Source organism: Pseudomonas sp. RW3S2, from assembly GCF_014268955.1.
GTDB lineage: Bacteria > Pseudomonadota > Gammaproteobacteria > Pseudomonadales > Pseudomonadaceae > Aquipseudomonas > Aquipseudomonas wayambapalatensis.
In genome coordinates this window covers 64,757-89,890 of record NZ_JABWRM010000009.1, presented here as the reverse complement: position 1 = coordinate 89,890, position 25,134 = coordinate 64,757, and the positions used below count along the sequence as shown (strand labels likewise).

Here is a 25,134-nt window from a genome sequence, read left to right as displayed (position 1 = left end):
ATGGGACTTCGCGATGAGCTGCAGGCCGACCTGGCCGAGGCGTTCAATACGGACCTTGCCGACGCGGTGCTGGCCTTCACGGGCGAGTACATGGGGCCTGGCGTGTGGGATCCGGTCAGCGAAACCACAACCGCCCAGCCAGTGACATACGCAGGCCGTGGTGTGCTGTCCCGCTACGAAGATAGCCGGATCGACAACGTGAACATCTTGGTCGGCGACCTGCGCCTCACTGCGCTTGCCAACGAGGTCACTGATACCCCGGATGTGGGGCACAAGATCACCGCTCCCGATCTGATGGACCGGTCCAAGCAGGTGGTCTACCTGGTCAAATCGGTGCGCCCCGACCCGGCTTCAGCCACCTACCGATTGCAGCTGAGGAAGTAGCCATGGCCAAGAGCAGGGGATGGAACACACCGCCAAGCCTGTTTGCTGGCGTTGTTGAGGATCAGCTAGCCCTACGTGTGCGCACGATCTCGGCTGAAATACTTCAGCTTATTCTGCTGGCTTCTCCGGTCGATACCGGCAGGTTCAGAGGCAACAACATCGTCAGCATAGGCGCGCCGGTCTACACAGTTTCAGCCGCGGTCGACCCGGATAGTGGCGAAACCTTCGATCGTGGGTTGTCGGTCATGAGCGGATTGGCGCCGTTTACCCAGGTGTTCATACAGAACAATCTGCCATACGCCGTACCGCTCGAAGATGGCCACTCGAAGAAAGCCCCTGCCGGGATCTACGGCGTTTCATTCCATAGCGTTGCGCAGAAGTACAGCTCATGACCTTCGAACAGATCCGCGCCATCGTGATCGGGCGCATGCAGCAGTGGGCAGGTATTCCCGCTGACGCAGTGGACTACCCGAATAACAGCGCGCCATTCGACCCGGCCGGCAAGCCGATCTGGGCCAGGCTGGCGGATGTGCCAGGGCTGTCCAGCGCGCCGGAGATCGGCATCGGTCCATGCGTGCGCCGTACCGGCATCATCATCGTTCAGCTGTTCGTGCCCAGCTACAAGGGCACCTTGGCCATCACCAAGGCCGCCGACGCTCTGGTCGAGCACTTCCAGTTCTACAGCGACCCGACCGGGCCATTCGAGTGCTACGCGGCCTCTGCCAGCACTATCGGCGACGATGGTCACGGCTGGTACCAGGTCAACCTGTCCATTCCATACCGGGCCTACTGAGGCCGCCACCCACCGCCCATGGCGGTTTTTTTACGCCTATTGATAGGAGAAACACGCCATGTCGAGTGGTGCCAAGGTTGCAACCGCCTGGATTCGTGAAGTCACGCCAGGCACCACCCCACCGGGCTCCTGGAACGTGCTGACGCGGACCAGCTTCGGTGTCGGGCCCACCTACAATACTGCCGAGAACAACGAGATCGGCGAAGACCGGATGTCGCAGGGCACCGCGCAGACCACCGTGGACGTAGCAGGCGATATCGGCACCAAGATGCGCTTCGGCGCGCTGGACGAGTTCATGGCCTCCTGCTTCGGCAAGGACTGGGACAACAACGTCCTGACCATGGGTAACGACCGCATCAGCTTCAGCCTGGGCTACTACGCCGCGGACGTCGGCATCGCCGGCAAAGCCACCGGTGCCCAGGTCGCCACCATGAACATCCAGGTGCCGAACGACGGCGAGATCGAGGTGACCACCACCTTCGCCGCGACCGGCTGGCAGGACAAGGATGACGACACCAACTTCATCCTCACGCCGGTGGCCGAGGCCTTCCAGCGGCGCTACGGCTTCAAGGACGTCTCCGGCCTCAAGCTGAACGGGGTGCAGGTCGGCGACAACAACGTCTGCGTCGACACCTTCAACCTGCAGTTCGACAACGCCGTCCAGACCCAGCGCTGCATCGGTAACGGCAACCCCTTCGCCGGCAACATCATCCCGACCACCTTCACGCCGTCGGGCAGCATCACCCTGAGCTGGGCCAAGACGGCCTATGAGCTGTGGAAGAAGCAGCAGACTGGTGACGCGATCAGCTTCGAGTTCACCCTGGGCAATGCCGACGGCGCCTACGACTTCCTGATCCCGGAGATGGAGATCAGCGGGTCCTGGCCGGATGGCGGCGCCACCGACATCATCCAAGTGGAGCTGACCTACACCGCCCGCCGCGTGTCGCCGACCATCACTCGCCGTCCGGCACCGCCTGCGCCTACCGGTGTGACCGTGGCCCCATCGACCGCCAGCGTGGCAGTGGCAGCGACCACCAATCTGGCTGCCACCGTAGCCCCGGCTGGCGCGACCCAGACCGTTACCTGGTCCAGCTCCGATGTGACCAAGGCCACTGTCAGCGCCTCCGGCGTCGTGACCGGTGTGGCCGCCGGCAGTGCGACCATCACCGCAACCAGCACCGTGGATGGCACCAAGAAAGGCACCGCGGCGATCACCGTCACGGCGTAATCATTGCCCGGCACGCCATACGGTGCGTGTCGGGCCTTTTACCGCAGAGGAAGACCATGGGATTCACCATTGCTCGCAAGCCCGAGCTGGACCTCCACGGCCAGCGCTGGGTGGAGTTCGCCCCGGGCGCCAAGATCCTGGTCGGCTCCGCCGCCGACCCCGTATACCGATCGCACCGCGCGCTGATCAACCGGCACTTGGCGGCGATCGACTCCCAGGCCGGCGTCGGCACCAAGCAGTTCAGTGTCGCGCAGATCCCGCAGGTCGAGATCGAGGTGGACGACGAGCTATACATGGACCTGGTGGCGCACCACCTGATCAAGGACTGGCAGGGTGTCGACGTGGCCGAGCGCCCGGGCGAGCCGGCGCCGTACACCCCGGAGCTGGGCAAGGCCCTGATCGAGCAGATGCCAAGCGTCTACTTCCTGGCCCTGCGCACCGGCGTCGATATCGCCAACCGCGTCGAGGAGCGCATCAAGGAATCGGTGGGAAAGCCCTCGCCGTCTACCGATGGGGCCGCGACTGGGCGGGCGAAGAGAACGAGAAAAAGCGCTGGAAACGCGAGCGACTGAGCGGCGTAGGCGCGGTACCGGAGGCCCCAGAGATTGACCCGGTCACTGACCAGCTGCTCTACGCCTACAACGCGATCAGCAGGTCAAGGCAGTACGTCGGCATGATGGCCGCGCCGGCGCCGATCACCGCAGGCATGGTGAGCGAGTACCTGGCTCGGCACCCGAGCGCCATTGACCGAGACGAGCTCGAGGCAGTGTTGTTCGCCCTGGATGAAGAATTCCGCGCCAACTGGGCGGAGCAGAACAGCAACGACTGACGCGGCCAGGCCGCAGGAGAGGGACATGCAGCAGCCAACAGAGGCAAGCCATGAACCGTTTGTGATGGTTTCGGTTCATGGTGTGCGTATTGATATGCGCAAAGGAACGATTACGTTCCCCGAAATCACTGACCTCGGAAGAACGATCGAGCCTCCTGCTGATCATTCAGGAGAAACCGAAGCGGAGCCGAAAACGCGGTTTCTGTAGCCTGGTTATCGGGGATTCCAGACACCGGCCATCCGTGCTTCAACGTGTGAGTCAGCATCTGCTCCATTACCTGTGGTGAATAGCCAGGAATCTCACGTAAAGCAGCGGATATAGCTCCCAGAGCGGCCGCGTTACCTGCCTTCAACGCCTGGAACTCATCCTTTAGGCTGCTCAGCTCTGCAACGAGCCGGGCAATCAATTCGTTTTGATCTGACATTTGGTCTCCTATCCATGGGCTTTCCGGGCGACGGATCGGGCTTGGTGATTTAGATTTTCTTGGTCAATCTGACGTGGGCGGATATGCGCTCTGTCACCGACTTATAGGCTTGTCTGCCCTGGTCGGTCAGGTCGCCGGTATAGTCTTCATGGTCGACAAGAGAGTCTATGATTCTTGCAAACTCGTCACGATCTTCTGCTGGCAGTTTTGCAACAACCATCATTGTCAGAATTTCCAGAGTGTTGATCATTGCGGCATTCAGGCCCTGTTGAATGTCGAAACCATCGTTCAAATCTTCTAGCAGACTCATGTTGATTCTTCGTTGGCATTGAGGAGGCACAACGCTACTACGCCTGGATCCAATCCTGCTACTGGCTTTCCGTCCAGGGTGGATGGGTGGACAGGCTGCGTGATGGCAAATTGACGCTTCGCTAGGTGGGCATTAGATTCAACACCTCACCATGGCCCAACGCGTTCCGCATTGGCCGAACCGGCAAAGGAAAAGTGCAAGTGGCAAAATTCATGTGGGTAGTCACCATCATTATGTCGCTGATCGGTGCGATCATCGGCTTCACAGGGATGCACGCGGCAACTAGCGCGCCGCAGGAGGCCGCCGCTGCAGCTATGGGGCTGGCATGGGCTGTCATTCCATACTGCATCGCAAAGGCGCTCACCGAGTTGCGGTCTCTCTGACACCTACATCGACCGGAAGCCCAGCCCAACGCGGTTTTTTTTGGCCCTTCCTGTTGATGGTGGTAGATTTCCCTCATCGACAAGGAGGGTGGTAATGAAGCGATATTTGGCAGTTTCCGTAGCGGCACTGGCCATTTCTGGGTGTTTCGAAAAAGGTCAGCAGGATGACGGTCTTGCAAAAGCGGTCAGTGGCATAGAAAGCACCGAGATAAGTACGAACTCCCCTGATCTAGCAGTAAAGTCATGGTGGCGTGTGAAGGACGCTGGTGCGGTAATGTACATCGAAGCCTGCAAGAGCTACATGAAAACTGAGGCGCCATATCTCGCGAAGCTGTCAGAGCTCTCGACTCCGGATATTTATAGCGGACGAGATTGCTCCAGGACACCAGACACATTTGATCGGCAGATTACCAAGGTCGACGTGCAGTCAGACACGCGCGCAGTAGTAATGGCCCGAATTCGGAATACCACACCACCGGATGAGGGAGCTGTCCTTACTGAGGAAGATAAAGCTCGCAAGGAGGAAGGAGAGGCGTTCCAGTATGTGCTTGAGAGGAAAGACTCAAGTGCTAAATGGAGGATCGCTCAAGTCTCAAACATGCCTTCTTGGGCTCGAGACTGGGAGGTGCTTTTCAAAAAGCCACAGCCTTCCACCAATCGCTGGGTGTACGAAACTCAGCAGTGAATTAATGGCCTGAACTTTGACCAGCGAACATGCCTAAAAGCCGCCTCCGGGCGGTTTTTTGTTGCCCGGAGAATACTATGGCGCAGGAATCCCGTCTGGCGGTAACAATCGACTCGCGGGGCGCTAAGCGCAACGCTGACGACTTGACTGTCTCCCTTGAGCGCATGGAGCGTGCGGGAGATGCAGCGGCAGTCTCTGCTGATGGGGTGAGCAGTAGCCTGGATGATCAACGGAAAGAGCTTTCTCAACTGCTGGGGCAGATCAACCCTACCGTTGCTGCTCTCGGCCGCCTGGACGACATGCAGGAAAAGCTGGCCAAATTCAAGAAGGCCGGGGTGGTAGAGAGTGACACCTTTGTCGAGTACACGCAGCGCATAAACACCATGCGTGATGCTCTTGGCGAGTCCACGGCCAGCATGAACAAGGCTGGCATGTCGGCCAAAGCCTATCAGGCAGCATTGCGCGGCGTTCCCGCACAGTTCACTGACATCGCCGTGAGCCTGCAGGGCGGCCAGGCACCACTGACTGTATTGCTTCAGCAAGGCGGTCAGCTCAAAGACATGTTCGGCGGCATTGGCCCTGCAGCGAAGGCTCTCGGTGGATATGTCCTTGGTCTGGTCAACCCGTTCACAGTAGCTGCAGCCGCCGCGGGTGCGCTGGGTGTTGCGTACTACCGAGGATCTGAACAATCGGATGCCTTGCGCAACAGCCTGATCATGACAGGAAACTTCTCTAAGGCTTCAGAGGCGCAGTTGATCGGGCTGGCCGAGTCGGCGGATAAGGTTACTGGAACTTTTGGCCAGGCTGCTGCTGCCTTGGCGCAGTTGACCTACGCGGGCACGAACACAGCCGGCAATCTGGAGCTGATCACCACGACCGCGGTCGAGATGCAGCGAATCACCGGCAAAGCGGTAGAGGATACCGTCGCTGAGTTCATCAAGCTCGGCAAGGACCCAGTCGCCGGAATTGTTGAACTGGATGAGAAGTATCGATTCCTGACCGCGTCGGTGTACGCCCAGATAAAGGCCCTGGCTGATCAAGGTAACGCTACTGGAGCCGCCAGCTTGGCGGAGCGAACCTATGCAGAGGCAATGGGGGAGCGCACCTCAAAAGTTCGCGAGAATCTTGGCAGTATTGAGCGCGGCTGGCTGAACATCAAGGATGCAACCAACGAGGTAATCGACGCATTCGACAGCATCGGCCGTAAAAGCGTAGAGAGCGAAAACTCTGCTATTACTCGTTTGCAGCAGGACTTGGCTTACCGAAAAAGCATCTTGAACACCGGCTTAGAAGACAATACTACCAGGGGCCGGATTGCCGAAATTGAGCAAGAACTGGCGAAGCGTCGCGAGATTCTAGCTGTGAATCAGAGGACGCTTGAGGAGGAGGCTAAGCGTCGTCGGGCTGAGGAGGATGGGCGCCGGGCTGTCGACTCGCTGGCATCGTCATACAAGTCCAGCCTTGATCAGGTGGAGCGCATAAATGTCGCCATCAAAGACCTGGACAAGGATCGAGAGAAGGCGATTGCTGTTGGCGTGTTTGGTGAAAAGCAGCAAGCGGAATACACCAAGGCCCGGGCTGCGTACGAGAAGCAAATCGCCGAGATCAAGGAGCGAGACGCCAAAAAGGATGGGCCAAAGTCAGCTCGGGAGAACAACCGTGGCGTGGCCGAGGCCGAGAACACCTTCTCCCGCCTCTACGCCCAGTACGACCCTGCATCCCAGGCCGCCCGCGCCTTGACCAAAGAACAGCAACAGCTGGACCTGGCCTTCAAGAAGGGCAAGATCAGCCAGGAGGAGTACGGCAAGGCGCTGGCGCAGGCCTCGACGAACTACGCGGCGGCGATCAAGGGCGCCCAGGGCCTGACCCAGGCCGAGCAGTACCGGGCGCAGATGGAGCGACAGCTGGCCACCCAGCGCATGGAGTACGCCGCACAGGCAGACGCCGTGGGCATGGGGCAGAAGGATGCTACGCGGATGCAGGAGCGCCTGCGGATCGAGCAGGACACCAACAACCGTATCCTGCAGTTGCAGACCGAGTTGGCCAACGCCCAGGGCGAGAAGCAGCGGCAGGATCTGCAGGCGCAGATCGACATCGAGCGCGAGTTCCTTCAGAAGCGTGTCGCCGCACAGCGCGAGGGATGGGCGCAGATTGACCAGGCACAGGCTGACTGGAGCAACGGTGCGCGCGGCGCCTTCCAGGATTACATGGACAGTGCCCGTGACGTGGCGGGGCAGACTCGCAACCTGTTCAGCAACGCCTTCGGCAACATGGAAGACGCCGTGGTCAACTTCGTGAAGACCGGCAAGCTGTCGTTCAAGGACTTCGCGGACCAGGTGGTGGCCGACCTGATCCGTATTCAGGTGCGTCAGGCGGCGGCAGGCTTCCTGGGGTCTGCGCTGGGATTCCTTGGCGGAGGAGGGGGCGCGGCAGCGGCCGGCAGCGGCACCATGACCGGGTTCAGCGAGACGATCTCGCGGTCTGGCTTCGCGGCTGGCGGCTACACCGGCGACGGTGGCAAGTTCGAGCCGAAGGGTGTCGTGCACGGCGGCGAGTATGTTGTCCGCAAGGAAGTCGTTAGCCAGCCTGGCATGCGCGATCACCTCGACAAGCTGAACAGGAAGGGGTACGCCAGCGGGGGCTACGTGGAGCCTGCTGCTGGGCCAGCGCCGTCATCTCCAGGTGCGCCTTCCTCCGCTGCAGGTCTGCCATCGATTGTTCAGCACATCAGCGTTCAAGGCACCGCCGACGAAGCGACCCTGGCTCGCATCCAGCAGGCGGCACAGAAGGGCGCCCAGGACGGTTACAACCTGGTCCTGCGTGACCTGAAGACCAACGGTCCGGCCCGTCAGCTGATCGCCCGAAACCGATAGATCAAGGAGTCACTGCATGGCACTCGAATGGCCGGCATCCCTGCCCGTGTCCGAAATGACGTGGGGCATCGTCAACAACAGCCGGGCCTTCACTTCCTCGCTGTCCAACGCGCAACAGATCGTTGGTCATCCTGGGGCGTATTGGCAGTGCACCTTGACCTTCGGCTTGCTCACCAGGGCGCAGGAGCGTCAGCTCTCGGCGTTCCTTGGTGATCTGGATGGGATGTTCGGCACCTTCAACATGCCGGCGATCACTCGTCGGCGGTCGAACAGCGTTGGGAGTCTGACTGTGGTCACAGGCGTGGCGCAATCGCGGTCGATGTTGGTCGCAGGGGCTGCTCCGGGTGTTCAGGTGTTCGCCCCAGGCGACTACCTGACGGTGGCTGGCGAGATGTTCGAGGTGGTGCGCCCGGTTACGGCGAATGCGCAGGGACAGGCCGTGGTCCCGCTCAACAAGCGGATCAGGCGAACGCTGACCGCAGGCGCTGCGATCGAGTACCTCAACCCCTACTCAGAGATGCGGATGACCCAGGACACCTGGGCCATGACCGTGCGCCAGGTCGTGGCCAGCGGCAGCTACCAGTTCAGGGAGGCTTTCTGATGCCCTCATCGTTTCCATTCAGCCAGAGCGTGGTCGACATAATCGCAACCGGCCGCTTCCTGACGGTTTACGCCTGCCAGTTGGACTTCGAAGACGGGCCGGTGTACGCCCACACCGGCACCGGTGACCTGGTGATAGACGGCATCACTTACCTGGGTGTCGGCCAGTTCGGCGAGGTCGGCCAGTCGCAGGAGAGCGACAATTCGAACTCGCCCATGTCCGTGGAGCTGAGCCTGAACGGCCTGGACAGCTACATCATCACCGAGACGAACATCCGCGGTTGTCGTGGGCGCTCGGGCAAGCTGCTGTTCGTGGTGTTCGACGAGGCTGGCAACTACGCCGTCGACATCTTGTTCTCCGGGCGCATGGACGCGGCGAGTTTCTCCTACGCCGGCAATGGCGAGGACGGCAACAAGATCATGGTGCCCATCGTCGATCGCATGGCCGAGTGGAGCCGCACGGGAACCGAGCGGTTCACCGATGAGAACCACCGCGCCCGGCACCAGGGCGACCGCTTCTTCTACGCGGTCGCTCAGCTGTCCGAATGGCCGATCTACTGGGGCTCCAGCAAGGACGCGCCGACCTTCAACTACGAGAAATAGCGATGCGCAATCGAGACTGGACGATACGTCTGACCGAAGTGATCAAGGCCGCCTCTGAGCGGCCTTTTTCATGGGGCGAATTCGACTGCTGCTTGTTCGCGGCTGACTGCTCGGTAGCGGTCTGCGGGGTTGATCCGGCGGCGGCGTACAGGGGCAAGTACAAGACCGAGGCGGGGGCGAAGCGGGCGCTGAAGAAGAACCACGGCAGCCTTGAGGCGGCTTGGGACGCGTGCTTCAACCGGGTGGCGCCGGCGTTCATCCAGCGTGGCGACATCGCCATGTACGACGGCCCGCAAGGCAAGGCAATCGCCGTGTTCTGGGCGGGTGAGTTCTGGGCAGCGACCGAAGAAGGCGCCGCGCGGGTGGTGTGCGAACCGACAGCAGTGTGGAGAGTTGAATGAGCGGCGGGGTCAGGAAGATTGCACAGATCGCCGTAGGTGCGGTCATCGGCTTCGCTCAGGGCGGCCCGATCGGTGCCGCGATCGGCGCGGGTCTGGCGTTCTACGCCTCGGAGCAGCAGGAGAAGCTCAACACAAAGTCGCCGCTGCGCGACAACGAGCCTTCAGCACAGACCGTTCGTTCGTCCAAGGCCCCGGCGCGCTTCATCCTGGGAAAAGTCAGTACCGGCGGGGTTCTGGTGTGGGCGCAAGAGGAGGCAGGCGAGCAGCGTGACGGGGAGTGGCTGCACCTGGTGTACGTGCTCTGCGAGGGTGCCGTCGACGCGTTGGAGGAGATCTACCTGGGCGAGGAGGTCATCAACACCTACGGAGCCGACGCCACCTATGAACTGGTGGTGAACCCAACCCAGGTGAATGCGTTCCTCAAGGCCAACTGCCCGGACTGGAAGGACGAGCAGATCGGTCGCGGCCTGTCGTTCGTGCGCCTGTCCCTTCGGTACAACGCCGAGAAATTCCCATCTGGCATTCCTGATGCGCGCTTTGTCGTGCGCGGGCGTAATGACCTCTACGACCCTCGCACCGGCATGGCGGGGTACAGCGAGAACACCGCGCTGCACATCCTGTGGTTCCTGCGCACCCGTTGCGGCGTGCCGGACGATGAGATCGTGTTCGAGACCTTCGCCAGCGGCGCGAACGTGTGCGATGAGTCGGTGGCCAATCCTGACGGCACCACCAGCCCGCGCTACCGCAGCAGCTGCGTCATCGGCGCCGACGAGCAGCGTACCAACGTGCTGCAGAAGCTGGAGGCGGCGTGCGGTGGCAAGGTCATCCGTGTGGGCGGCCGCTGGATGTTCCAGGCTGGCGCCTACTACGGTCCTTGGGACTTCGAGATCACCGAGGACATGGTGATCGGCACCATCACCGGCAGCACTGAGCCTACGAACGACGCGGCCATCAACACGATCCGCGGCACCTTCACCGACACGACCCAGTCATGGACCGAGACCGACTACCCGGAAGTCAGCGTGGCAGAGTGGGTGGTTGCGGATGGCGGTGAGGCGGCGGAGACGCTGACCTTTTCCTACGTCACCAACCCGTACCAGGCCCAGCGCCTGGCCAATATCGAGCTACGCCGACGCCGCGCGGGCGGGGTGATCAACGTCCCGCTCAACCTGCTTGGCTACAACTGCCGTCCGGGCCGCGCGGTGCGCGCGAACCTGCCATCGCTGAACATCCTGGGCGAATTCATCGTCACCGGCTGGTCCATGGGCACGAGCGAGGGCTGCACCGCGTCCCTGCAGGTCTACGGCCCGGCTATTTTCGATGACGCCGTGGGCAAGCCCTACAACCCGATCGGATTCATCAACCTGCCATCTGGAGGCCTGGGAAGTCCGACCGGTTTGGCTTGGACCGTGGACGATACCGCCGAAGTAACTCAGGGTGTGCTGAGCTGGGATGCACCGGTCGGCATCGTGACTGGCTATGCAGTGACAGTGCGCCAGGCCGGCGTGGCCGTGCAGGCCCAGCAGGTGCCAGAGACCACGCTTCAGTTGCCCCTGGCCGGCCTGCCGTCGGGCAACTACACGATGAGTGTTGCCGCTCTCGGGCCGCAAGCGCGCTCGGGCGAGGCGAGCATTACGGTCAACATCAACGGCCCAGCGGTGCCCGAGGGTTGCACCGTCACCTCGACAATCGAAAGCATCAACCTGGTGCCGAGCAACGTTCAGCACGGCCTCAACGGTGGCACATACGAGTACTTCTTCACCCTTGATCCGCAGGCAACCGCGGCGCAGGCAGAGTACTTGGGGCAGGGCCTGAGCCTGACTCACACCGGACTGGCCTTCTTCACTAACTACTACTACTTCATCCGCTCGAAGAACGCCTACGGGGTGAGCGGGTTCCTGAAAATCGCGGCATCAACCTCGACAGACGTGAGCACGCAGCTTGCTGCTCTTGCAGGAAAGATAGAGCGCACGCAGCTTGGCCAGGATCTCAATGATGAGATCGATGGACTGCAAGACCAGATCGACGCCCTGGATGGTCTCAAGGCCTACAACAAGGACGAGGCCTATCCGAAAGACCAGATGGTCGTCGTTGACGGTCGTATCTACCAAGCCAAGGTGCCGGTGCCTGCCGATGCTTCGGGCGCGAATGCACCGCCGAACGCAGCCCTATGGGTGGATGTCGGGCAGTCCGTTGAGACGGCGAACGGCCTTGCTCAGCAGGTGGCAACCAACACGACAAACATCGCCGAGGTTGGCGGTAAGGTCACTGCTACAGCCGAGAGCCTGCAAGCTTTGCGCGCGTCGTACCGCGACGACAACGCCGACGGCGACTTGGCTGGCGCGCTGCAGCAGTGGGATTCGACCGCAGCGTTTGCCACTGAGGTGAAGGCAACAGCGACCCGTGAAGCCGCGATCGTGCGCAAGACCGAGACGTTGGAAGCAAGTCTGGGCGAGACCAATGCAGCCGTTCAGACCGTCAGCCAGGCTCAGGCAGCCTTGGACGGTAAGGCATCTGCATCATGGCAGGTCAAACTTCAGGTCAACTCCCAAGGGCAGTACGTCGCGGCGGGCATTGGCCTCGGCATCGAGAACACGCCGGCAGGCTTGCAGAGCCAGTTCCTTGTCTCTGCAGATCGCTTCGCAGTGGTCAACGGCATCAACGGCACTCTGTCGAGTCCGTTCGTTGTTCAGGGCGGCCAGGTCTTCATCAACCAGGCGTTCATCAACACGGCGTTCATTCAGCAAATAATCCTTGGCATGACCCTGCGCTCGCAGGCCGTCAATGCCCAGGGCTTGCCGTTGATCGAACTGAACATGGTCACAGGGGCTTTCACCCTGCGCGGCCAGGACGCAAACGGCCAAACGATCATCAACAATGGCGGCCTCTACGTGTACGACGCGAACGGCGTCGAGCGCGTTGCGGCGGGGAGGCTAACCTGATGGCTGTGCAATACGGCCTGCGGACCAAGGATGCGTCCGCAGCGGTTTCACTTGATACGACCGTCACGCCGATCCGCTCGCTGAAGATGATGCAGGTCACGGGAAACGGGGCGTTTGATCAGTACATCTCGATTCCTGAGATCCAGGCCCAATCCTTCGTTGTTGTCGACACGCTTCAAGACATGGGAGAAAACACGTGGTCCCCGCAAGCCTGGTATTCCGCTGGTCAGTTGCAGCTTCGGCAGCCGCAGAATCTAACCTGGCAGGTGATGATCCTTTCCCAGGGCGGCGAGCCGTTCTCGGCGGCCGGGAGCTACGGGATTCGCGCGTTCAACGATAACGTGCGAACCCAGATCGACTCGATCAACCGTATCCTCTCGGTTCGCTACAGCGGAGCCTTCCAGATTGGGTTCTACTGGCGCCCCGGCATGCAAGTACAAGAGATTCGTTGGGCAGATGTCACCTTCCCGGCACCTGTAACCACCTATGAACGCCCACTGATCTTCTTGAACGCTGCAGACTACATGATGGTCGGCAGCTTCTCGATGAAGGGCAGCCCAGGCAATTGGACTGGGTTTCGTCTGCGGCAATATGCGCAGCCTGCCACGCACGGAAGCGCTGGCTACGACTACATGCAGATCAGCTGGTTCTGCGCGAGCTATATGACGCCCAACACTCCAGCAGGAGATTATGGGGCTTCGGTGCATGATGCTGCGGGCAATAGGACGTTCATCACGACAGCGAATCTTTCGTTATTGAACAGCCAACCGGCCACCACCCAGTTCGTCAACGCTGGACCGCCGATAACGGGGGCGGGCGGATATTACGCACCAAGCCAGCAAATGCCGTGGACCGGAAGCTTCGGTGATTACGTGCTGGCGAACGCGCTGTTTTCTTGCGTGAACATTGCAGCCACGACGCAGCCGATCCGCGCGAACTTTGGCGGCTTCCTGCCGGGCAATCGCTCTGTACTGCAGATGTATTGCGACAACTTCTCGGGCATCAACCCGATCACCGCGAATGGCCGAACGTTGTTCGCTTCGCGCCCGATGAAACCACTCTGAAGGAAAAAACATGCCTTGGTATAGAGCCGGAACGGTGTCGATCACCGCCGGGCAGACGACTGTGACCGGTACCGGCACGAACTTTTCACTTAATGCCCGCGTGGGTGATGCCTTCCAGGGGCCTGATGGCCGATGGTACGAAGTCGCCAACATTGCCAGTGCCACGGTGATGGGCATCTTGCCCGCCTACCAGGGCGCAACTGTTGCCGCAGGGGCCTACGGCCTGGCCCCGATGCAGGGGTACGTCAAGGAAGCTGCTGACCGGCTGCGTCAACTGGTCGACCAGTTCGGCGGGACATTGGCCATGTTGGGTACGCCAGCCAACGTTGCTGAACTTCGAGTAAACATTGGCGCGGCGACCAGGGGCGCGAACAGCGACATCACGTCAATAACCGGACTGACAACCGCCCTCAGCGTTGCTCAAGGAGGCACTGGCGGCAACACACCAGCGGCCGCACGTGCTGGACTAGGCCTGAAAAACGGGGCGATTTTTGATGTGGTGGGTAGCGTAGGCAGCGGGGGAGGTACTGCCATTATTGAGCGAGGGCAGAATTCGAACGGTGCCTATACCCTCTATGCGGACGGCACCCTGATTCAATGGGGTTCGATGTCCACGGCTGCGATTGCAAGCGGCGACTACAGCGGTAAGACCATCACCTTCCCGGTCCAGTTCTTCGACAACAGCTATGGCTTCAGCGCAGTCGCGCAGCCAACGGCGTCCAACGATCACTACGGAATCATTGGTTACTCGTCGCGGCTGGCAGGCAGTATCGGTGCAGTCATCCGCAACAACGCAGCGGCGCAGGCTTTCAACGTCGTCTGGATAGCCATCGGCAGGAAGTTCTAATCATGAAAATCATTCTTTCCCCGGTCCGCATGGATGAAGCCCTGACAGTCACCCGGCAGGGCGACACGCTCACGGTAAATGGTGAAATCTTCGACTTCTCGCCGCTCACCGATGGCGCCACGTTGCCGCGCGAGGCAATCAAGTCTGACTGGTTCTGTGGGCCAGCCGAGCGCATTGAGGGTGAGCTCGTCGTCACGCTTCGCCTTCCGCATGGGGCGAATGCGCCGGAGTCCACCAGGTTCCCTCAGCCGCTGTACATGACCGCCGATGGCGCCGTGCCCCTTCCGATCTACGACATTCTGGTGAGTTCGGCAGCTGCGGTCGAATCTGAGCCGTATAGCGCACTTATCATGACTCACAACCCCACAGGCGAACAGTACGCTGTTGCAAAAGATCAACTCAAGCAAGTCGGCACCGATGTGAGGATTGCGGAATGAACATCGACTGGACGCAAATGATCACCGTCGAGATGAAGGCAGCCCAAGCAGCAGCCGAAGTGCTGGCCCATGCTCAGGTCGAAGCCTTGCGCCTACGGAAGCTGGCCGACGACGCTATTGCGCCGCTGCAGGATGCGGTCGATCTGGAGGAGGCGACCGAGGTAGAGGCTTCACTGCTGAAAGAGTGGAAGCGCTTCCGTGTGGCGCTCAATCGACTGCCTGATCAGCCTGGCTACCCGCAAACCATCGACTGGCCCGCGCCGCCGGCATAAATCTACACATCCGACAGACAACCGCCGCATGGCGGTATTTTTTTGCCTGGAGAAAACCCATGACCCAATCCCTGCCCCGGGGCGTGCGCAACCGCAACCCTGGCAACATCGACTTCAGTCCAGCAAACAACTGGGTGGGCCAGATCGGGAAAGAGCCCGGCGGTCGGTTCTGCATCTTCGACACCCCGGAGAACGGCATTCGCGCCCTGGGCAAGCTGCTGCAGACCTATTACAACAAGCACGGTTTGCGCACTGTGACGGCGATCATCAAGCGCTGGGCGCCGGAGGTGGAGAACGACACAAGCGCCTATGTCCGCGCCGTTGCCCAGCGCTGTGGATTGGGGCCGAGCGAGCCGATCAAGAACATCAAGGACGAGAAGATCCTCGGCGGCCTGGTGCACGCGATCATCAAGCACGAGAACGCGAACTACGAATACCCGCCTGCAATCTTCGCAGAGGGCCTGCGTAGGGCACTGGCGTGAGCGGCTGGGGAGCACGCGTGATCGCTCTGCTAGCCGTTGTCGGCTCGTACTGGCTTGTGTACGAGCACGGGCGATCTGTCGAGCGCGCCGAGGCTGCAGCACGATCTGCGCAGCGAGACAGCGGCGATCGCCTGGCTGAGGTGCTGGGCGAGCGCGGTGCTCGAGCAGAGGAACAACGGCGCGCCGTGGCGCAAGAGGAGGCGAGGGCTCATGCTCAAGAACAACGAACGACTGCTGATACCGATGCTGCTGGCGCTGACGCTTCTGGCCAGCGGCTGCGCCACGAAGCCAGAAACCTCGCCGCCGCCGTCAGTTGCTCCCCCACGGATACCGCCGCTGTCGAGCGAGGCAAGGCAGCCACCCGCGCCGCAATGGTGCTCTCCGACCTGCTCGCACGGGCTGATGCTCGAGCGGGAGAGCTGGCGGCAGCTTATGACCAAGCCCGAATAGCCGGCCTGGCCTGTGAAGCGTCCTATAATGGCCTGACAAAGCCATCGGGGTAGGTCAGTGAAGCGAACGCTTGAAGGAATGGTTACTGCAGGGGAAGAGTTGCTTCGCCAAGCGCTCGACGCCAATCGACGCCTACAGCAGGCCGTGGCTGATGGTGATCCCCCAGAGGATGTCGAGCGGCACCGAATATTGGCCGATCGGCTTTACCGCCAGGTGACCGAGCATCAGCTCATCGCTACCGGCAAGCACCTCATATCATCCACTGACCGCCAGGGAGGCGAGCATGAAGGACAAGCGTGAAGTCGTGATGCCAGACCATCAGGTCTACAAGGATGCTGAGGAGGCTATGAGGCACTATCTTGAGGCGCAGGATACCGGCCTGCCTGCGGAGGAGGTGGAGCGTTTGCGGCTGATCTTGGAATCGCAGATCAAGGCGGCTCATCAGTACCACTCAGATGCCATGGGGCGAGCGCCGCTGAGTCGTCACTGAGGCGCTATCAGCTCAGGCTCCTGGTTCCGCACGCTCCCTACGGCTGTGCTGACCTTGTACCACTCGAATGCCTCAGACGGCTCCCCCAGGTTCAGCACCATCTGTTCTGCGTGCTCGCTGGGCATCTCGGCTGCAATCCACTCTCGCGCCAGTTCCGGCTCCAGCACCACTGGCCGGCGGTCGTGCACGTCAACAAGCCCGCCCTGGGCGTCGGCTGTGATGATGACGAAGCCGTCGTGCTCGTTTCCGGTGAACTGGCCGATGCTGGCGCATAGCGCTGGCTGGCCGTCGCGCCGCCGGATGTAGTACGGCTGTTTCTTCGGGCCGCCCTCATCAACCCACTCGTACCATCCGTCGATGGGCGTGATTGCACGGTGTGGCCAGATGGCCCGGAAGAACGGGCCGTGTGCCACCTTCTCGACGCGCGCGTTGATCGGCGCGGCGCGATCGGTCGCCCAGTGCGGCCGCCACCCCCACCTCACCAGGTCCGCACGCGGACCTCCCTCATCAACGCGCAGCACAGCAACGGGCGTAGTAGGCGCAACGTTGTACCGCTGCAGCGCATGCTCCCCGACGTTGTTTCTCCAGACATCCGGCATGCTGAGCACTTCGACGAAGTCGTGAATGCCCCGGTATTGGGTCAGCCGTCCACACATTTCCCGTCCCTCCTGCTCGAGCACAAAGCATAGCCCGCCAGGCGGTACTGGCGCGGGCTGCGCATGCAATGCTCAAATACTGTATCCATATACAGTATTCGGTGAAGCATGTATTTCCTCATCGTCCGGCGGCGTGTGAATGGCGTGGCCATTCCTTCCGATCAGCTCAAGAAAATCCAACCCCTGCGCGCCGATATCCACATCGGTGACCACCAAAGCGAACCGTTGGGCAGGGTTGCCACGCAGGCATGGGTGTTCAATCCGACGCCCGGCCCCGACATCATCCCTCGGTTGCACGACGCAAAGCTCAACGGAATGGCGCAGCTCGGCATCAACATCAACGGGGTCGAGGAGATCGACGGCGTGCTGTACGCTCAGTCGTGGTGGTGCCGCGCGGTGGGTGAGTATGGCAACTGAGCTTCCGCAGGCCTGGGTGGCCGAGCTCAATGACAGCTTCGAGCTGATAGTGGACCCAGATGGGCGCGCTGCGGTGCTGACCGAAATGGCGCTCGCCGCGCGCAGGCGTCGTGAGGTGGGCGATGAGGAACTGTCCGAGATGCTGGAGTTCGTCGAGGCAGGCAGGCTGTGGGCTCTGAACGAGCATGAGGAGGCCTGGGCTTTCGGCCTGTTCTGTGAGTAGCTGTATAAAGGAAGGGGAACGGTCGGCAGAACGCCGGGATGGGCAGCCGTAGCTGCGTGAGAAATGCGTGACTCTTGTGGATGCTCACAGACACCTATGGACGGTCGGTTGCAGCGAGCGCGCCGAAAAGTGCTGTGATATCATGCCTTTAGCTGGCTTGGCATGCATGGGGTGCAAGGGGTCGAGTGTTCGAATCACTCCGTCCCGACCAATAATCCCAATGACTTAGCCACCTTAGGGTGGCTTTTTCATTTCTGCGTGTGGGGAGTTTTTCGGGACTTCATCCGATTTTCCTCTTCAAGATCGTCAACACCGGCCCGCGAGAGTCAGTTGTTGATACCATGTTCGCAGCCTCAATCAGCTTGCCCAGCTCAGCGCCGGAATAGTGGCTGGTGATGCTGCCGTTCTTGTGCCCGAGCAGTGACTTCCGATCTTCTTCAGTAACGCCTGCGGCGCGCAGTCGGCGACCGAAGGTGTGCTTCAAGTCATGAATCCTGATCGATGCGTCAGGCGGCGATCGGGTACTGCTTGGCCAGGGCCAGCTGCACTGTCGCGATGATGCGGCAGAGGTAGGCCCAGTCCGGGTTGGGGTCCATGGCGTCGGCCGGCAGGTTCCACCAGTCGTCACCGAACACGCGGTGCATGAACTCGCGGTGGGCGCCGCCGCACTCATCAAGCGAGCTGGTGTGGCGAACATCCTCGGCCTCGTCGAGCATGTTCCGGGCGTCTTCTGCGTCCCGGTCACGCCGCATTTGCACGATCACCTTCCGCGCTTTGTCGGCCAGGGCCTCGGCGCTGAACCGGCGAGAGCTCAGCGACCGGTCGAAGTAGCCGATGATGTAGGCGTCGTGCAGCTTGCAGAAGAACTGGCCGATGGTCAGGCCATCCCACATGCCGCCCCAGTAGGCGTGCCAGGTCTTGTCGTAGCAGCTGACGGTGATCTTGCCTTTGCAGGGTTCGAAGTCTTCGAGGTAGACGCTGATCGGGTCCAGGCCTTCGGCGCCGGTGATCAGCAGCTTGGTGACGGTCGAGGTCTCGACTTGCATTGCGGTACTCCATGCATGCGCCGCCCTCCGTGGCCGGATGCGGCATGGGTTAGATGGTAAAAATGGGCAGCGCCTGTGTTAACTTAACGACACATTGTCAGCGGACTTATCGAAGTGCTCACAGTATTTCCCGAGTTTTTGTTAGGAAGAATTTCACTTAGAAAGATACTTCCTTCACACATAAGCGATGTGTACAAGGCGCTTTCCAACCCCCAAGTGATCGCCCACTATGGTGTTTCATATTCGAGCCTTGCCGAGACTGAAGAGCAAATGCGGTGGTTTGAGCGAATCGTCACCGAGAGGTCTGGCATATGGTGGGGAATATCACTAATCAACAACCAATCATTGATAGGGGCTTGCGGCTTTAACAATGTGTGCCATGACCACCGAAAAGCAGAGATAGGGTACTGGTTGATGCCGGAGTACTGGCGTCGCGGTCTACTATCTGAGGCTCTGCCGTCAATGATTGACTACGGATTCAACACAATGGGCTTGCACCGTATTCATGCAGATGTTGAGCCGGAGAATGAGCCCAGTTGCGCTCTTTTGAGGAAGTTTGGATTCAAGCTTGAAGGGACTTTGCGCGATGTGGAATTCAAAGATGGGAGGTTCTTAAGTCTCCATCAATATAGTTTGCTTTCTACAGACTCTAGACTGCGCCTAGATGACGCCCTCAAAAAGTAGTCGTTGATAGCTCAGGTGTTGTTGCTTAGTGAGGCTAGTTGTGCCTTGCCCGGTTCACATGGGAAAAGCGCGCCCATTGTGGACGCCACGGTCATAGGCAGAATCTTCGCTGGCAAGTTGTAAGGCAACAGTGCGGACTAAGCCAGGTGCGATAATCTCGTCGCCCGGATCATGCCGAATCATCAGCATGCTTTTCCGGTCGAAGGCTAGGGCCAGGCGCGGCGAAATGCTGATCTCATGCCGCGGCGGGGTCAGAAACTTCGTCGCGTGCTGCCGGCCAAGGACATGGATGCCGTGAACCAGCGCTTCGATGATCTGCCCGTGGGTAGCATCGGCCCACCCGCAAATCGCTCGCAGGTGCTGGCCTGTTCGCTTCCTGGCCGAAAGCCGCAACGACTCGGTGCGCGCCACATTCCGGTGAGCTTCGATTTCGTGGCGCGTGATCCTGAACAGTGCATAGTGCCCAAGCGCTTCGACGTGATGAATCATCAGCGTCATCGCCTCGCCCTGTTCCTCGATCCCGGCCCACTCCATCAGTTACAGCAGGGCCTGTTTAGTCCCTGGTCGAACCTTCAAGCGCAGGTCTTCTTCCTGCAAGCGCTCGGCCTTGGCCCTGCGCTTTTCGTCACGCTGCTGCTGCGTCAGAGCCATCATCGCCTCCATTGCGCACAAAGCGGGTGCCTGGGGCGTACTCCAGCAGGTCGCACACCCGGTTGATGATCTTGAGCGCGGCATCGAACACCTTCGCGTCGTCCGGCTCGCGGGCCAGGCGCTTCATGCTCGGCTGGTGCTCGAGGCAGACCTTGTCGACCAGGCGCCGCGCCAGCCTGCGGAGGTGATCGGCGCTGTCGTGCACGCGCAGGCTTAGCGCGAAGGCCAGGGCCACGTCATCAGGCCGGTACTGGCCGCCACTGACCTGTTTGTGGTTGGGACCGTGCTAGGCACTGGAGCGGGAAGTGACAAGGCTAATCGTGTGCTGGTCGCACGCGAACTCACCCGCCAGATCGGCAGCCGAAATGAGGAAACCCGAGCCGCCACCATCAATGCACTTCTGGACAAGGTGGCACCAGGCGAGCGGACCCAGGACTTTGAGCTCGTCGCTCGAAGCCTGACTGCCATCGGGGCAGACGATCCGGAAAAAGTGCTCGGCATCTTGAGCGTGATGAATCGCGCCAACCTTGTGCAACAAAGCCAGCAAAACATCGTCCCTGCCGTTTGGGCCGGCTATGTACTGATGGGGGCACTCGCGACCACGCTGACTGCCACTCAGTTACCTCCCGAGCGCCAGCCCGAGATGCAGGCGGCGGTATCGAGTGCCATTGACTCGATCGAGTCGAATGTGCGCGACCTGAATCAGCGTGCCGAAATGGTTAAGCTGATTGTGGATGTCGCCATTGAAAACGTCGGCTTGCCGATACATGTGCTTGACCCGAGTTTGAAGAAGTACGACGGTCTGCTGGTCGAAGCGGGTAAGCAGAATCCCGGCAGCGGGGGCTATGCTGGCGGTGAGCAGCCGACCAGCACATCGCATACAGGCGGCAATCAGCTTGATGGGCAGCCGGGGAGGGAGATCTACGTCACTCCCGGGCATCAGCTGAATCCGGGTGCCGTTTATTCGGAGGGCGCTGGAGATAGCGGTGCAGGTGCTAAAGACCTCGGGAAGATTTCATTTGATGCGGCTAACGGTGTGGGAACTATATATTCACCAAAAGTAACTCTGAAGGCCGGTGAAGTTATTTTCGACGATTTTGCTGTTGGGACATCGAAAGGTTTTATAGGTCATGGCTCCGATGGAGCTGCGGAGCTTGTGGGGCCGCTTAAGGAGCTTTTAGCTTACACTCAAGCTAAAGGGGGGGAGACTGTCACGCTCAGAGGTTATTATGCATCGGAAGAGGGAGCCGCGCTGGGGGCGGGAAAAGTAGGAGAAAAATTTTCCTTCAGTTTCCCTGCAACGAAAGAAGGACTGCGCGAGTTTTTAAAAGGGCTAGAGCAGTGAGCGGAATTATGGCAATTGAGAAGTATTTGCAGAGCCTGCAGGCCTCCGGCTACGGCGAATATCCAGAGCCTCAAAGCGATTTACTATTGGGGGCGAGCGTGTACAAATTGCCCTTGAATGAATCCGATATAGAGTTGTTTGAAAATGGTTTCAGGGTTGATGGTCGGATGGTGCAAGTGAAAGTTGTTATTTCAGGAGTTCTGAAAATAACGAGCCATCTTTCCGCAAAGGTGTTCTCTGAGGCTTCAGCGAGTCAGCGTGTGGATACCCTTGTTCCTATGGAGATACACACACAGAACGCAATGCTGGTACTGAGTGTGCCATTGCTCATTTATTCGCGACTGTTAATAATTTTGAATGAAATGTGGCGCCGCCATAGGGGCTAGCCTAGGTGGCGTTCATGTTGATAGGGGAATTGTTTTTCGGATGCTGCAAGAGCCAGGACAAGCTTCAAGGGGGTGACGAGTATGATGTACTTTACGGAAGTTTAATTGCTGATGCCTGGGTTATAGGATGTGAGTAAGCTGGCTTTAGTTGATCCCATTAATCGTGATGCTTTTCATTCCCTCGAAACTTTTTTGTCAGAGTGAAGCCATTTACCGCTCCTGCTACCCTCGACTCCAATAGCCCACCGGTACCTCATTCACCAACCACACACCATTGTCCGCTTGGTAGAAACGCGCGCCGGCTTCGCGCATCTTCGATGTATTTATCACCAGCAATACGGGTTCTCCGTAGCGTCTACCCACGCCCAGCGCCGTTTCTGGGTCTTCACTCAGGTGCACATGGTGGCGAGAACCGGCAACCAGACCCTGTACCTCGATGGACGCCATGAAACGGCTGGCGGTTCCGTGGTAGAGCAGGGCGGGTGGGGTCTTTTCGACATGTTGGAGGGCGACCTGAGTCGTGCTGTGGCCTTGGGCGGCGCGGATATATCGCGCATCGTCCGAAAGGGTGAAGCGCTTCTTGTCGTTGGTTTCAACCACGTCGCGCAGGGCGGCGCGGTCAAAACTGCGTCCTTGCTCAGCGGCATTACGCAATAGTGTATCCACCTCGGCCCAACCTTCGCGGTCCAGGGTCAAGCCGATGGAGTGCGGAGCATGGCGTAGCACATAGCTGAGATACTTACTGAGTTCGTCGCGTTGTTTCTTGTTCAAGGCAATGATCCTTTTGTCTTAATCCTTTTTTTAGCGCGGTGATTGTGATCCCTAACATGCCGCTGCTCAAGTAGTGCCGCTCGCTTGACGGCCACCACGCACGCCTTTAATGTCCCGGCGCGTCCATCCGGGCAAACCTCAAAAGGAGTTGTAATGAACACGATGTCATTGTGCGGCGGTGCCTTGCTCGGGCTTTTCATGGTCGGTTGCGCGGTGCAGGACAAGCTCGACACCAGTCGCCTGACCCGTTTCGATGAGTACCACGCCAACCTTGAGGCCAATGGTGCGCGCTATACCCTCGACGCCTACATCATTCCGTTCTACCAGCCGTTCTTCATCACCGTCGAACGTGACGATGGCAAGCCGATGGAGCTCGCCGAAGCGGCTGCGGTCGCTCAGCCGTATATCGTACCGCGGGGCTGCACTCAGCCTGCCGTGCGGCGCCCTGATCTGGACCGCAGCAATGCGGCCAAGACCCAATGGATCGTTGGCATCGAATGCTAACGCCAGTGGCAGCGCCACTTCCGAAGCGGCGCAGCAAATAGTCAAAGCCTTGCTGATACTAGGGGGCTCCAGGCTTTCATCCCGCGATCCAGATTTCGGGTAGCTATGTTTACGACTGTCCGCGTTGCTGTGCCAGAGGATGCGAGCCTCTTACTCTCAATCGAGCGTTCTGCCGCGCAAGCCTTTCGTGTGTTTGAAGGGTTAAGCTGGCTCGCTGATTCTCCTCCTATGCCGGTTGAACGGCATCTTGAGCTCATCGAGCGCTCGACGTGCTGGGTGGCCATCGATGCTGAAAATCGTCCGCAAGGATTTCTCAGTGCCGATATCTACGGTACAGACCTTCATATCCATGAACTTTCCGTTCGACACACCCTGCAAGGGCAGGGCATAGGGCGACAGCTCGTTCAAGCGGCGCAGGCTTATGTTGAGATCAATGAGCTGCATGCGCTGACTCTCACAACTTTCAAACACGTACCGTGGAATGCTCCATTCTACGCTCGTCTCGGTTTTCAGATTGAATCCGACCAATGCGTCGATGAAAGGCTGTCAACACTGTTGAATGAAGAGTATGAACACGGATTTCCCGTGGGAAGCAGGTGTGCAATGGTCTGGAGAGCGGGCTAGCAATGTTGAAGAGCGGCACTGGGAGCGGTGGTGTTTCGAAGGCTCAATCCACCCACCGCCACAGCGGCTCATCCAGCAACCCGACCCCACGCAACTGCGTCTGCCCCTGATCCTTCTCAAGCTCCAGCACATTGCACCCCTCACACGCGGTCAGCGCGTCGATCAGCGGCCTGCTATGCGACACCACCCACACCTGGCTGCGTTGCGAGGCGCGGATGATCAAGCGCGCCAGCGCTGGCAGCAGGTCGGCATGCAGGCTGGTTTCCGGTTCGTTGAGCACCATCAGTGACGGTGGTCGAGGCGTCAGCAGGGCCGCGACCAGCAACAGGTAACGCAAGGTGCCGTCCGACAGCTCCGTCCCGCCCAGCGGGCGCAACAGCCCGTGCTGGTGAAGCCTTACGCTGAACAGCCCGCCGGGTGGTGCATCGATCTCCAGGCGGCTGCCGGGAAATGCGTCATCCAGCGCGGCAACCAGGTCTTCGACGTCACCAATCTCGATGATGGTCTGCAGTGCCGAGGCGAGGTTGCGGCCGTCGTGGTGCAGTACGGGCGAGCGGGTGCCTAGCTGTGGCTGGCGACAGGGGGCGTCGCGGTCGATGCGGAAGTGATCGTAGAAGCGCCAGCTGTTGATGAACGCGCGCAGCTCGCCGATCTCTGGGGCCTGGCGGGGGCGGCCGACGATGTTGAAGAAGCTTTCGCTGCTGTCGGCATGCTGGTCGAGCACGGACCAGCTGTTGCCTTCGCGGGCACGTACCAGGGCGTTCTTGCGTTCGACCAGCAGGGAGGAGGGGCGGTAGGCGCCGGCGCCCCAGATGGCTTCGCACTTGATCTCGGGGTCGAGCATGAAGGCGCTCGGGTAGGGCAGCGGGATGGGTAGGCCCAGGGAGATGGCGAAGCCGAAATCCTCGGTGGCGAAGCCCAGGCGCAGGCGTCTGACGTCGGTCGGGTGCTGGCCTTGAATGGGCACTTCGCCGCGCTTCATGCGGGCGCTGGTTTCCGGGCCGGCCCACCAGGTCGAGTCGAGGCCGCCTTCGCGGGCGAGGGCTTCGATCACGCCGCCTTGGGCGGTTTCGGCCAGCAGGCGTAGGGCTTTGTACAGGTTGGATTTGCCGCTGCCGTTTGCACCAGTCACCAGGTTGAGTTGGCCTAGCGGCATGACGAGGTGCTTTATCGAGCGGTAGTTGCCGATGGCGAGGGTGGTGAGCATGCGGGGCGTCCTGGCTTGGGCATGAGGGGCGATTGTCACCGATGCTGGGTGGGGTTGCCAGCCGCCGGGTGGCGGTGATGTGAATCCGTTTGTATCGGTTGTGGGGGACGGCACCGGCTTTG

General features: G+C 60.2%; 34 protein-coding genes and 2 pseudogenes. 27 read left to right on the top strand and 9 right to left on the bottom strand.

Features of this window, described 5'->3' with window-relative positions:
- The 6 genes from HU748_RS14565 (at position 1) to HU748_RS26305 (ending at position 3,234) form a co-directional block, all read left to right on the top strand.
- Entirely contained in the window at positions 1-384 is a 384-nt protein-coding gene (locus HU748_RS14565; RefSeq protein ID WP_186720834.1) for a glutamate 5-kinase, read from the top strand.
- A 2-nt stretch (positions 385-386) separates the two neighbouring features.
- A complete protein-coding gene (locus tag HU748_RS14560) occupies positions 387-776 on the top strand; it encodes an HK97 gp10 family phage protein (protein ID WP_186720833.1) in 390 nt (129 codons plus the stop codon).
- Positions 773-1,177 (top strand): phage tail terminator-like protein, encoded by a 405-nt coding sequence (locus HU748_RS14555; protein ID WP_186720832.1) that lies wholly within the window; start codon positions 773-775, stop codon positions 1,175-1,177. The genes HU748_RS14560 and HU748_RS14555 overlap by 4 nt, the downstream gene beginning before the upstream one ends.
- 58 nt (positions 1,178-1,235) lie before the next feature.
- The gene (locus HU748_RS14550) at positions 1,236-2,405 is read left to right on the top strand and encodes a phage tail tube protein (RefSeq protein ID WP_186720831.1); all 1,170 of its coding nucleotides are present in this window, start codon (positions 1,236-1,238) and stop codon (positions 2,403-2,405) included.
- 56 nt (positions 2,406-2,461) lie between these two features.
- Positions 2,462-2,977, top strand: a complete 516-nt coding sequence (locus HU748_RS14545; protein ID WP_238343363.1) for a hypothetical protein — start codon at positions 2,462-2,464, stop codon at positions 2,975-2,977.
- A 101-nt stretch (positions 2,978-3,078) separates the two neighbouring features.
- Positions 3,079-3,234 carry a hypothetical protein gene (locus tag HU748_RS26305; protein ID WP_202885229.1) on the top strand — a complete coding sequence of 52 codons (156 nt, stop codon included), beginning with the start codon at positions 3,079-3,081 and terminating at the stop codon, positions 3,232-3,234.
- A gap of 125 nt (positions 3,235-3,359) precedes the next feature.
- On the opposite strand, the gene HU748_RS14535 is transcribed toward HU748_RS26305, so the two are convergent.
- Positions 3,360-3,659, bottom strand: a complete 300-nt coding sequence (locus tag HU748_RS14535) for a hypothetical protein (protein WP_186720829.1) — start codon at positions 3,657-3,659, stop codon at positions 3,360-3,362.
- 49 nt (positions 3,660-3,708) lie between these two features.
- The gene (locus tag HU748_RS14530) at positions 3,709-3,969 is read right to left on the bottom strand and encodes a hypothetical protein (RefSeq protein WP_186720827.1); all 261 of its coding nucleotides are present in this window, start codon (positions 3,967-3,969) and stop codon (positions 3,709-3,711) included.
- A gap of 200 nt (positions 3,970-4,169) precedes the next feature.
- On the opposite strand from HU748_RS14530, the gene HU748_RS14525 reads away from it, so the two are divergent.
- The 14 genes from HU748_RS14525 (at position 4,170) to HU748_RS14460 (ending at position 16,498) form a co-directional block, all read left to right on the top strand.
- On the top strand, positions 4,170-4,352 hold the full coding sequence (locus HU748_RS14525; protein WP_186721020.1) for a hypothetical protein: 183 nt from the start codon (positions 4,170-4,172) through the stop codon (positions 4,350-4,352).
- Positions 4,353-4,446: 94 nt separating this feature from the next.
- The gene (locus tag HU748_RS14520) at positions 4,447-5,037 is read left to right on the top strand and encodes a hypothetical protein (protein WP_186720825.1); all 591 of its coding nucleotides are present in this window, start codon (positions 4,447-4,449) and stop codon (positions 5,035-5,037) included.
- A 77-nt stretch (positions 5,038-5,114) separates the two neighbouring features.
- The gene (locus HU748_RS14515) at positions 5,115-7,910 is read left to right on the top strand and encodes a phage tail tape measure protein (protein WP_186720823.1); all 2,796 of its coding nucleotides are present in this window, start codon (positions 5,115-5,117) and stop codon (positions 7,908-7,910) included.
- Positions 7,911-7,926: 16 nt separating this feature from the next.
- Complete coding sequence (locus HU748_RS14510) at positions 7,927-8,511, top strand: hypothetical protein (protein ID WP_186720821.1); 585 nt, start codon at positions 7,927-7,929, stop codon at positions 8,509-8,511.
- Positions 8,511-9,113, top strand: a complete 603-nt coding sequence (locus HU748_RS14505) for a hypothetical protein (RefSeq protein WP_151924361.1) — start codon at positions 8,511-8,513, stop codon at positions 9,111-9,113. The genes HU748_RS14510 and HU748_RS14505 overlap by 1 nt, the downstream gene beginning before the upstream one ends.
- Before the next feature lie 2 nt (positions 9,114-9,115).
- Entirely contained in the window at positions 9,116-9,514 is a 399-nt protein-coding gene (locus HU748_RS14500; RefSeq protein ID WP_186720819.1) for a hypothetical protein, read from the top strand.
- The gene (locus tag HU748_RS14495) at positions 9,511-12,456 is read left to right on the top strand and encodes a DUF1983 domain-containing protein (protein ID WP_186720817.1); all 2,946 of its coding nucleotides are present in this window, start codon (positions 9,511-9,513) and stop codon (positions 12,454-12,456) included. The genes HU748_RS14500 and HU748_RS14495 overlap by 4 nt, the downstream gene beginning before the upstream one ends.
- A complete protein-coding gene (locus HU748_RS14490; protein WP_186720815.1) occupies positions 12,456-13,520 on the top strand; it encodes a hypothetical protein in 1,065 nt (354 codons plus the stop codon). Before HU748_RS14495 ends, HU748_RS14490 begins: the two co-directional genes overlap by 1 nt.
- Positions 13,521-13,554: 34 nt before the next feature.
- The gene (locus HU748_RS14485; protein ID WP_186720812.1) at positions 13,555-14,367 is read left to right on the top strand and encodes a hypothetical protein; all 813 of its coding nucleotides are present in this window, start codon (positions 13,555-13,557) and stop codon (positions 14,365-14,367) included.
- A gap of 2 nt (positions 14,368-14,369) precedes the next feature.
- Complete coding sequence (locus HU748_RS14480; RefSeq protein WP_186720810.1) at positions 14,370-14,804, top strand: hypothetical protein; 435 nt, start codon at positions 14,370-14,372, stop codon at positions 14,802-14,804.
- The gene (locus tag HU748_RS14475; protein WP_186720808.1) at positions 14,801-15,076 is read left to right on the top strand and encodes a tail fiber assembly protein; all 276 of its coding nucleotides are present in this window, start codon (positions 14,801-14,803) and stop codon (positions 15,074-15,076) included. The genes HU748_RS14480 and HU748_RS14475 overlap by 4 nt, the downstream gene beginning before the upstream one ends.
- 59 nt (positions 15,077-15,135) lie before the next feature.
- On the top strand, positions 15,136-15,558 hold the full coding sequence (locus HU748_RS14470) for a structural protein (protein ID WP_186720806.1): 423 nt from the start codon (positions 15,136-15,138) through the stop codon (positions 15,556-15,558).
- Positions 15,555-16,061 (top strand): DUF2514 family protein, encoded by a 507-nt coding sequence (locus HU748_RS14465; RefSeq protein WP_186720804.1) that lies wholly within the window; start codon positions 15,555-15,557, stop codon positions 16,059-16,061. Before HU748_RS14470 ends, HU748_RS14465 begins: the two co-directional genes overlap by 4 nt.
- A gap of 230 nt (positions 16,062-16,291) precedes the next feature.
- Complete coding sequence (locus HU748_RS14460) at positions 16,292-16,498, top strand: hypothetical protein (protein ID WP_186720802.1); 207 nt, start codon at positions 16,292-16,294, stop codon at positions 16,496-16,498.
- Here the strand turns inward: HU748_RS14460 and HU748_RS14455 are convergent.
- A complete protein-coding gene (locus HU748_RS14455) occupies positions 16,492-17,154 on the bottom strand; it encodes an SOS response-associated peptidase (protein WP_186720800.1) in 663 nt (220 codons plus the stop codon). The two genes, HU748_RS14460 and HU748_RS14455, sit on opposite strands and share 7 nt — an antisense overlap.
- 108 nt (positions 17,155-17,262) lie before the next feature.
- On the opposite strand from HU748_RS14455, the gene HU748_RS14450 reads away from it, so the two are divergent.
- Both HU748_RS14450 and HU748_RS14445 read left to right on the top strand, forming a co-directional pair.
- On the top strand, positions 17,263-17,571 hold the full coding sequence (locus HU748_RS14450; protein WP_186720798.1) for a hypothetical protein: 309 nt from the start codon (positions 17,263-17,265) through the stop codon (positions 17,569-17,571).
- Positions 17,561-17,794: a hypothetical protein gene (locus HU748_RS14445; protein ID WP_186720796.1), complete on the top strand. Its 234-nt coding sequence runs from the start codon at positions 17,561-17,563 to the stop codon at positions 17,792-17,794. Before HU748_RS14450 ends, HU748_RS14445 begins: the two co-directional genes overlap by 11 nt.
- Before the next feature lie 280 nt (positions 17,795-18,074).
- Here HU748_RS14445 and HU748_RS14440 read toward each other — a convergent pair.
- Together HU748_RS14440 and HU748_RS14435 are read right to left on the bottom strand one after the other, a co-directional pair.
- Positions 18,075-18,299: pseudogene (locus HU748_RS14440) on the bottom strand (site-specific integrase); the annotation flags it as partial.
- A gap of 1 nt (position 18,300) precedes the next feature.
- Positions 18,301-18,840, bottom strand: a complete 540-nt coding sequence (locus HU748_RS14435) for a hypothetical protein (protein ID WP_186720794.1) — start codon at positions 18,838-18,840, stop codon at positions 18,301-18,303.
- A 114-nt stretch (positions 18,841-18,954) separates the two neighbouring features.
- Here HU748_RS14435 and HU748_RS14430 point away from each other — a divergent pair, with 114 nt between their 5' ends.
- Entirely contained in the window at positions 18,955-19,524 is a 570-nt protein-coding gene (locus HU748_RS14430; protein WP_186669103.1) for a GNAT family protein, read from the top strand.
- Between the two features lie 54 nt (positions 19,525-19,578).
- On the opposite strand, the pseudogene HU748_RS14425 reads toward HU748_RS14430, so the two are convergent.
- Positions 19,579-20,175: pseudogene (locus tag HU748_RS14425) on the bottom strand (hypothetical protein).
- A complete protein-coding gene (locus tag HU748_RS14420; RefSeq protein ID WP_186720792.1) occupies positions 20,150-20,410 on the bottom strand; it encodes a hypothetical protein in 261 nt (86 codons plus the stop codon). Before HU748_RS14420 ends, HU748_RS14425 begins: the two are co-directional and overlap by 26 nt.
- A gap of 87 nt (positions 20,411-20,497) precedes the next feature.
- Between HU748_RS14420 and HU748_RS14415 the strand changes: the two genes are divergently transcribed.
- Positions 20,498-21,520, top strand: a complete 1,023-nt coding sequence (locus HU748_RS14415) for a hypothetical protein (protein ID WP_186720790.1) — start codon at positions 20,498-20,500, stop codon at positions 21,518-21,520.
- Between the two features lie 8 nt (positions 21,521-21,528).
- Complete coding sequence (locus HU748_RS14410; RefSeq protein WP_186720788.1) at positions 21,529-21,906, top strand: hypothetical protein; 378 nt, start codon at positions 21,529-21,531, stop codon at positions 21,904-21,906.
- Positions 21,907-22,128: 222 nt separating this feature from the next.
- Here HU748_RS14410 and HU748_RS14405 read toward each other — a convergent pair whose 3' ends face one another.
- Entirely contained in the window at positions 22,129-22,677 is a 549-nt protein-coding gene (locus tag HU748_RS14405) for an RNA 2'-phosphotransferase (RefSeq protein ID WP_186720786.1), read from the bottom strand.
- Positions 22,678-22,830: 153 nt separating this feature from the next.
- On the opposite strand from HU748_RS14405, the gene HU748_RS14400 reads away from it, so the two are divergent.
- Together HU748_RS14400 and HU748_RS14395 are read left to right on the top strand one after the other, a co-directional pair.
- Positions 22,831-23,181, top strand: a complete 351-nt coding sequence (locus HU748_RS14400) for a hypothetical protein (RefSeq protein WP_186710127.1) — start codon at positions 22,831-22,833, stop codon at positions 23,179-23,181.
- Between the two features lie 105 nt (positions 23,182-23,286).
- The gene (locus HU748_RS14395; protein ID WP_186720784.1) at positions 23,287-23,805 is read left to right on the top strand and encodes a GNAT family N-acetyltransferase; all 519 of its coding nucleotides are present in this window, start codon (positions 23,287-23,289) and stop codon (positions 23,803-23,805) included.
- Positions 23,806-23,848: 43 nt separating this feature from the next.
- Here HU748_RS14395 and HU748_RS14390 read toward each other — a convergent pair whose 3' ends face one another.
- Complete coding sequence (locus HU748_RS14390) at positions 23,849-25,012, bottom strand: AAA family ATPase (protein WP_186669116.1); 1,164 nt, start codon at positions 25,010-25,012, stop codon at positions 23,849-23,851.
- Positions 25,013-25,134 lie beyond the last annotated feature (122 nt).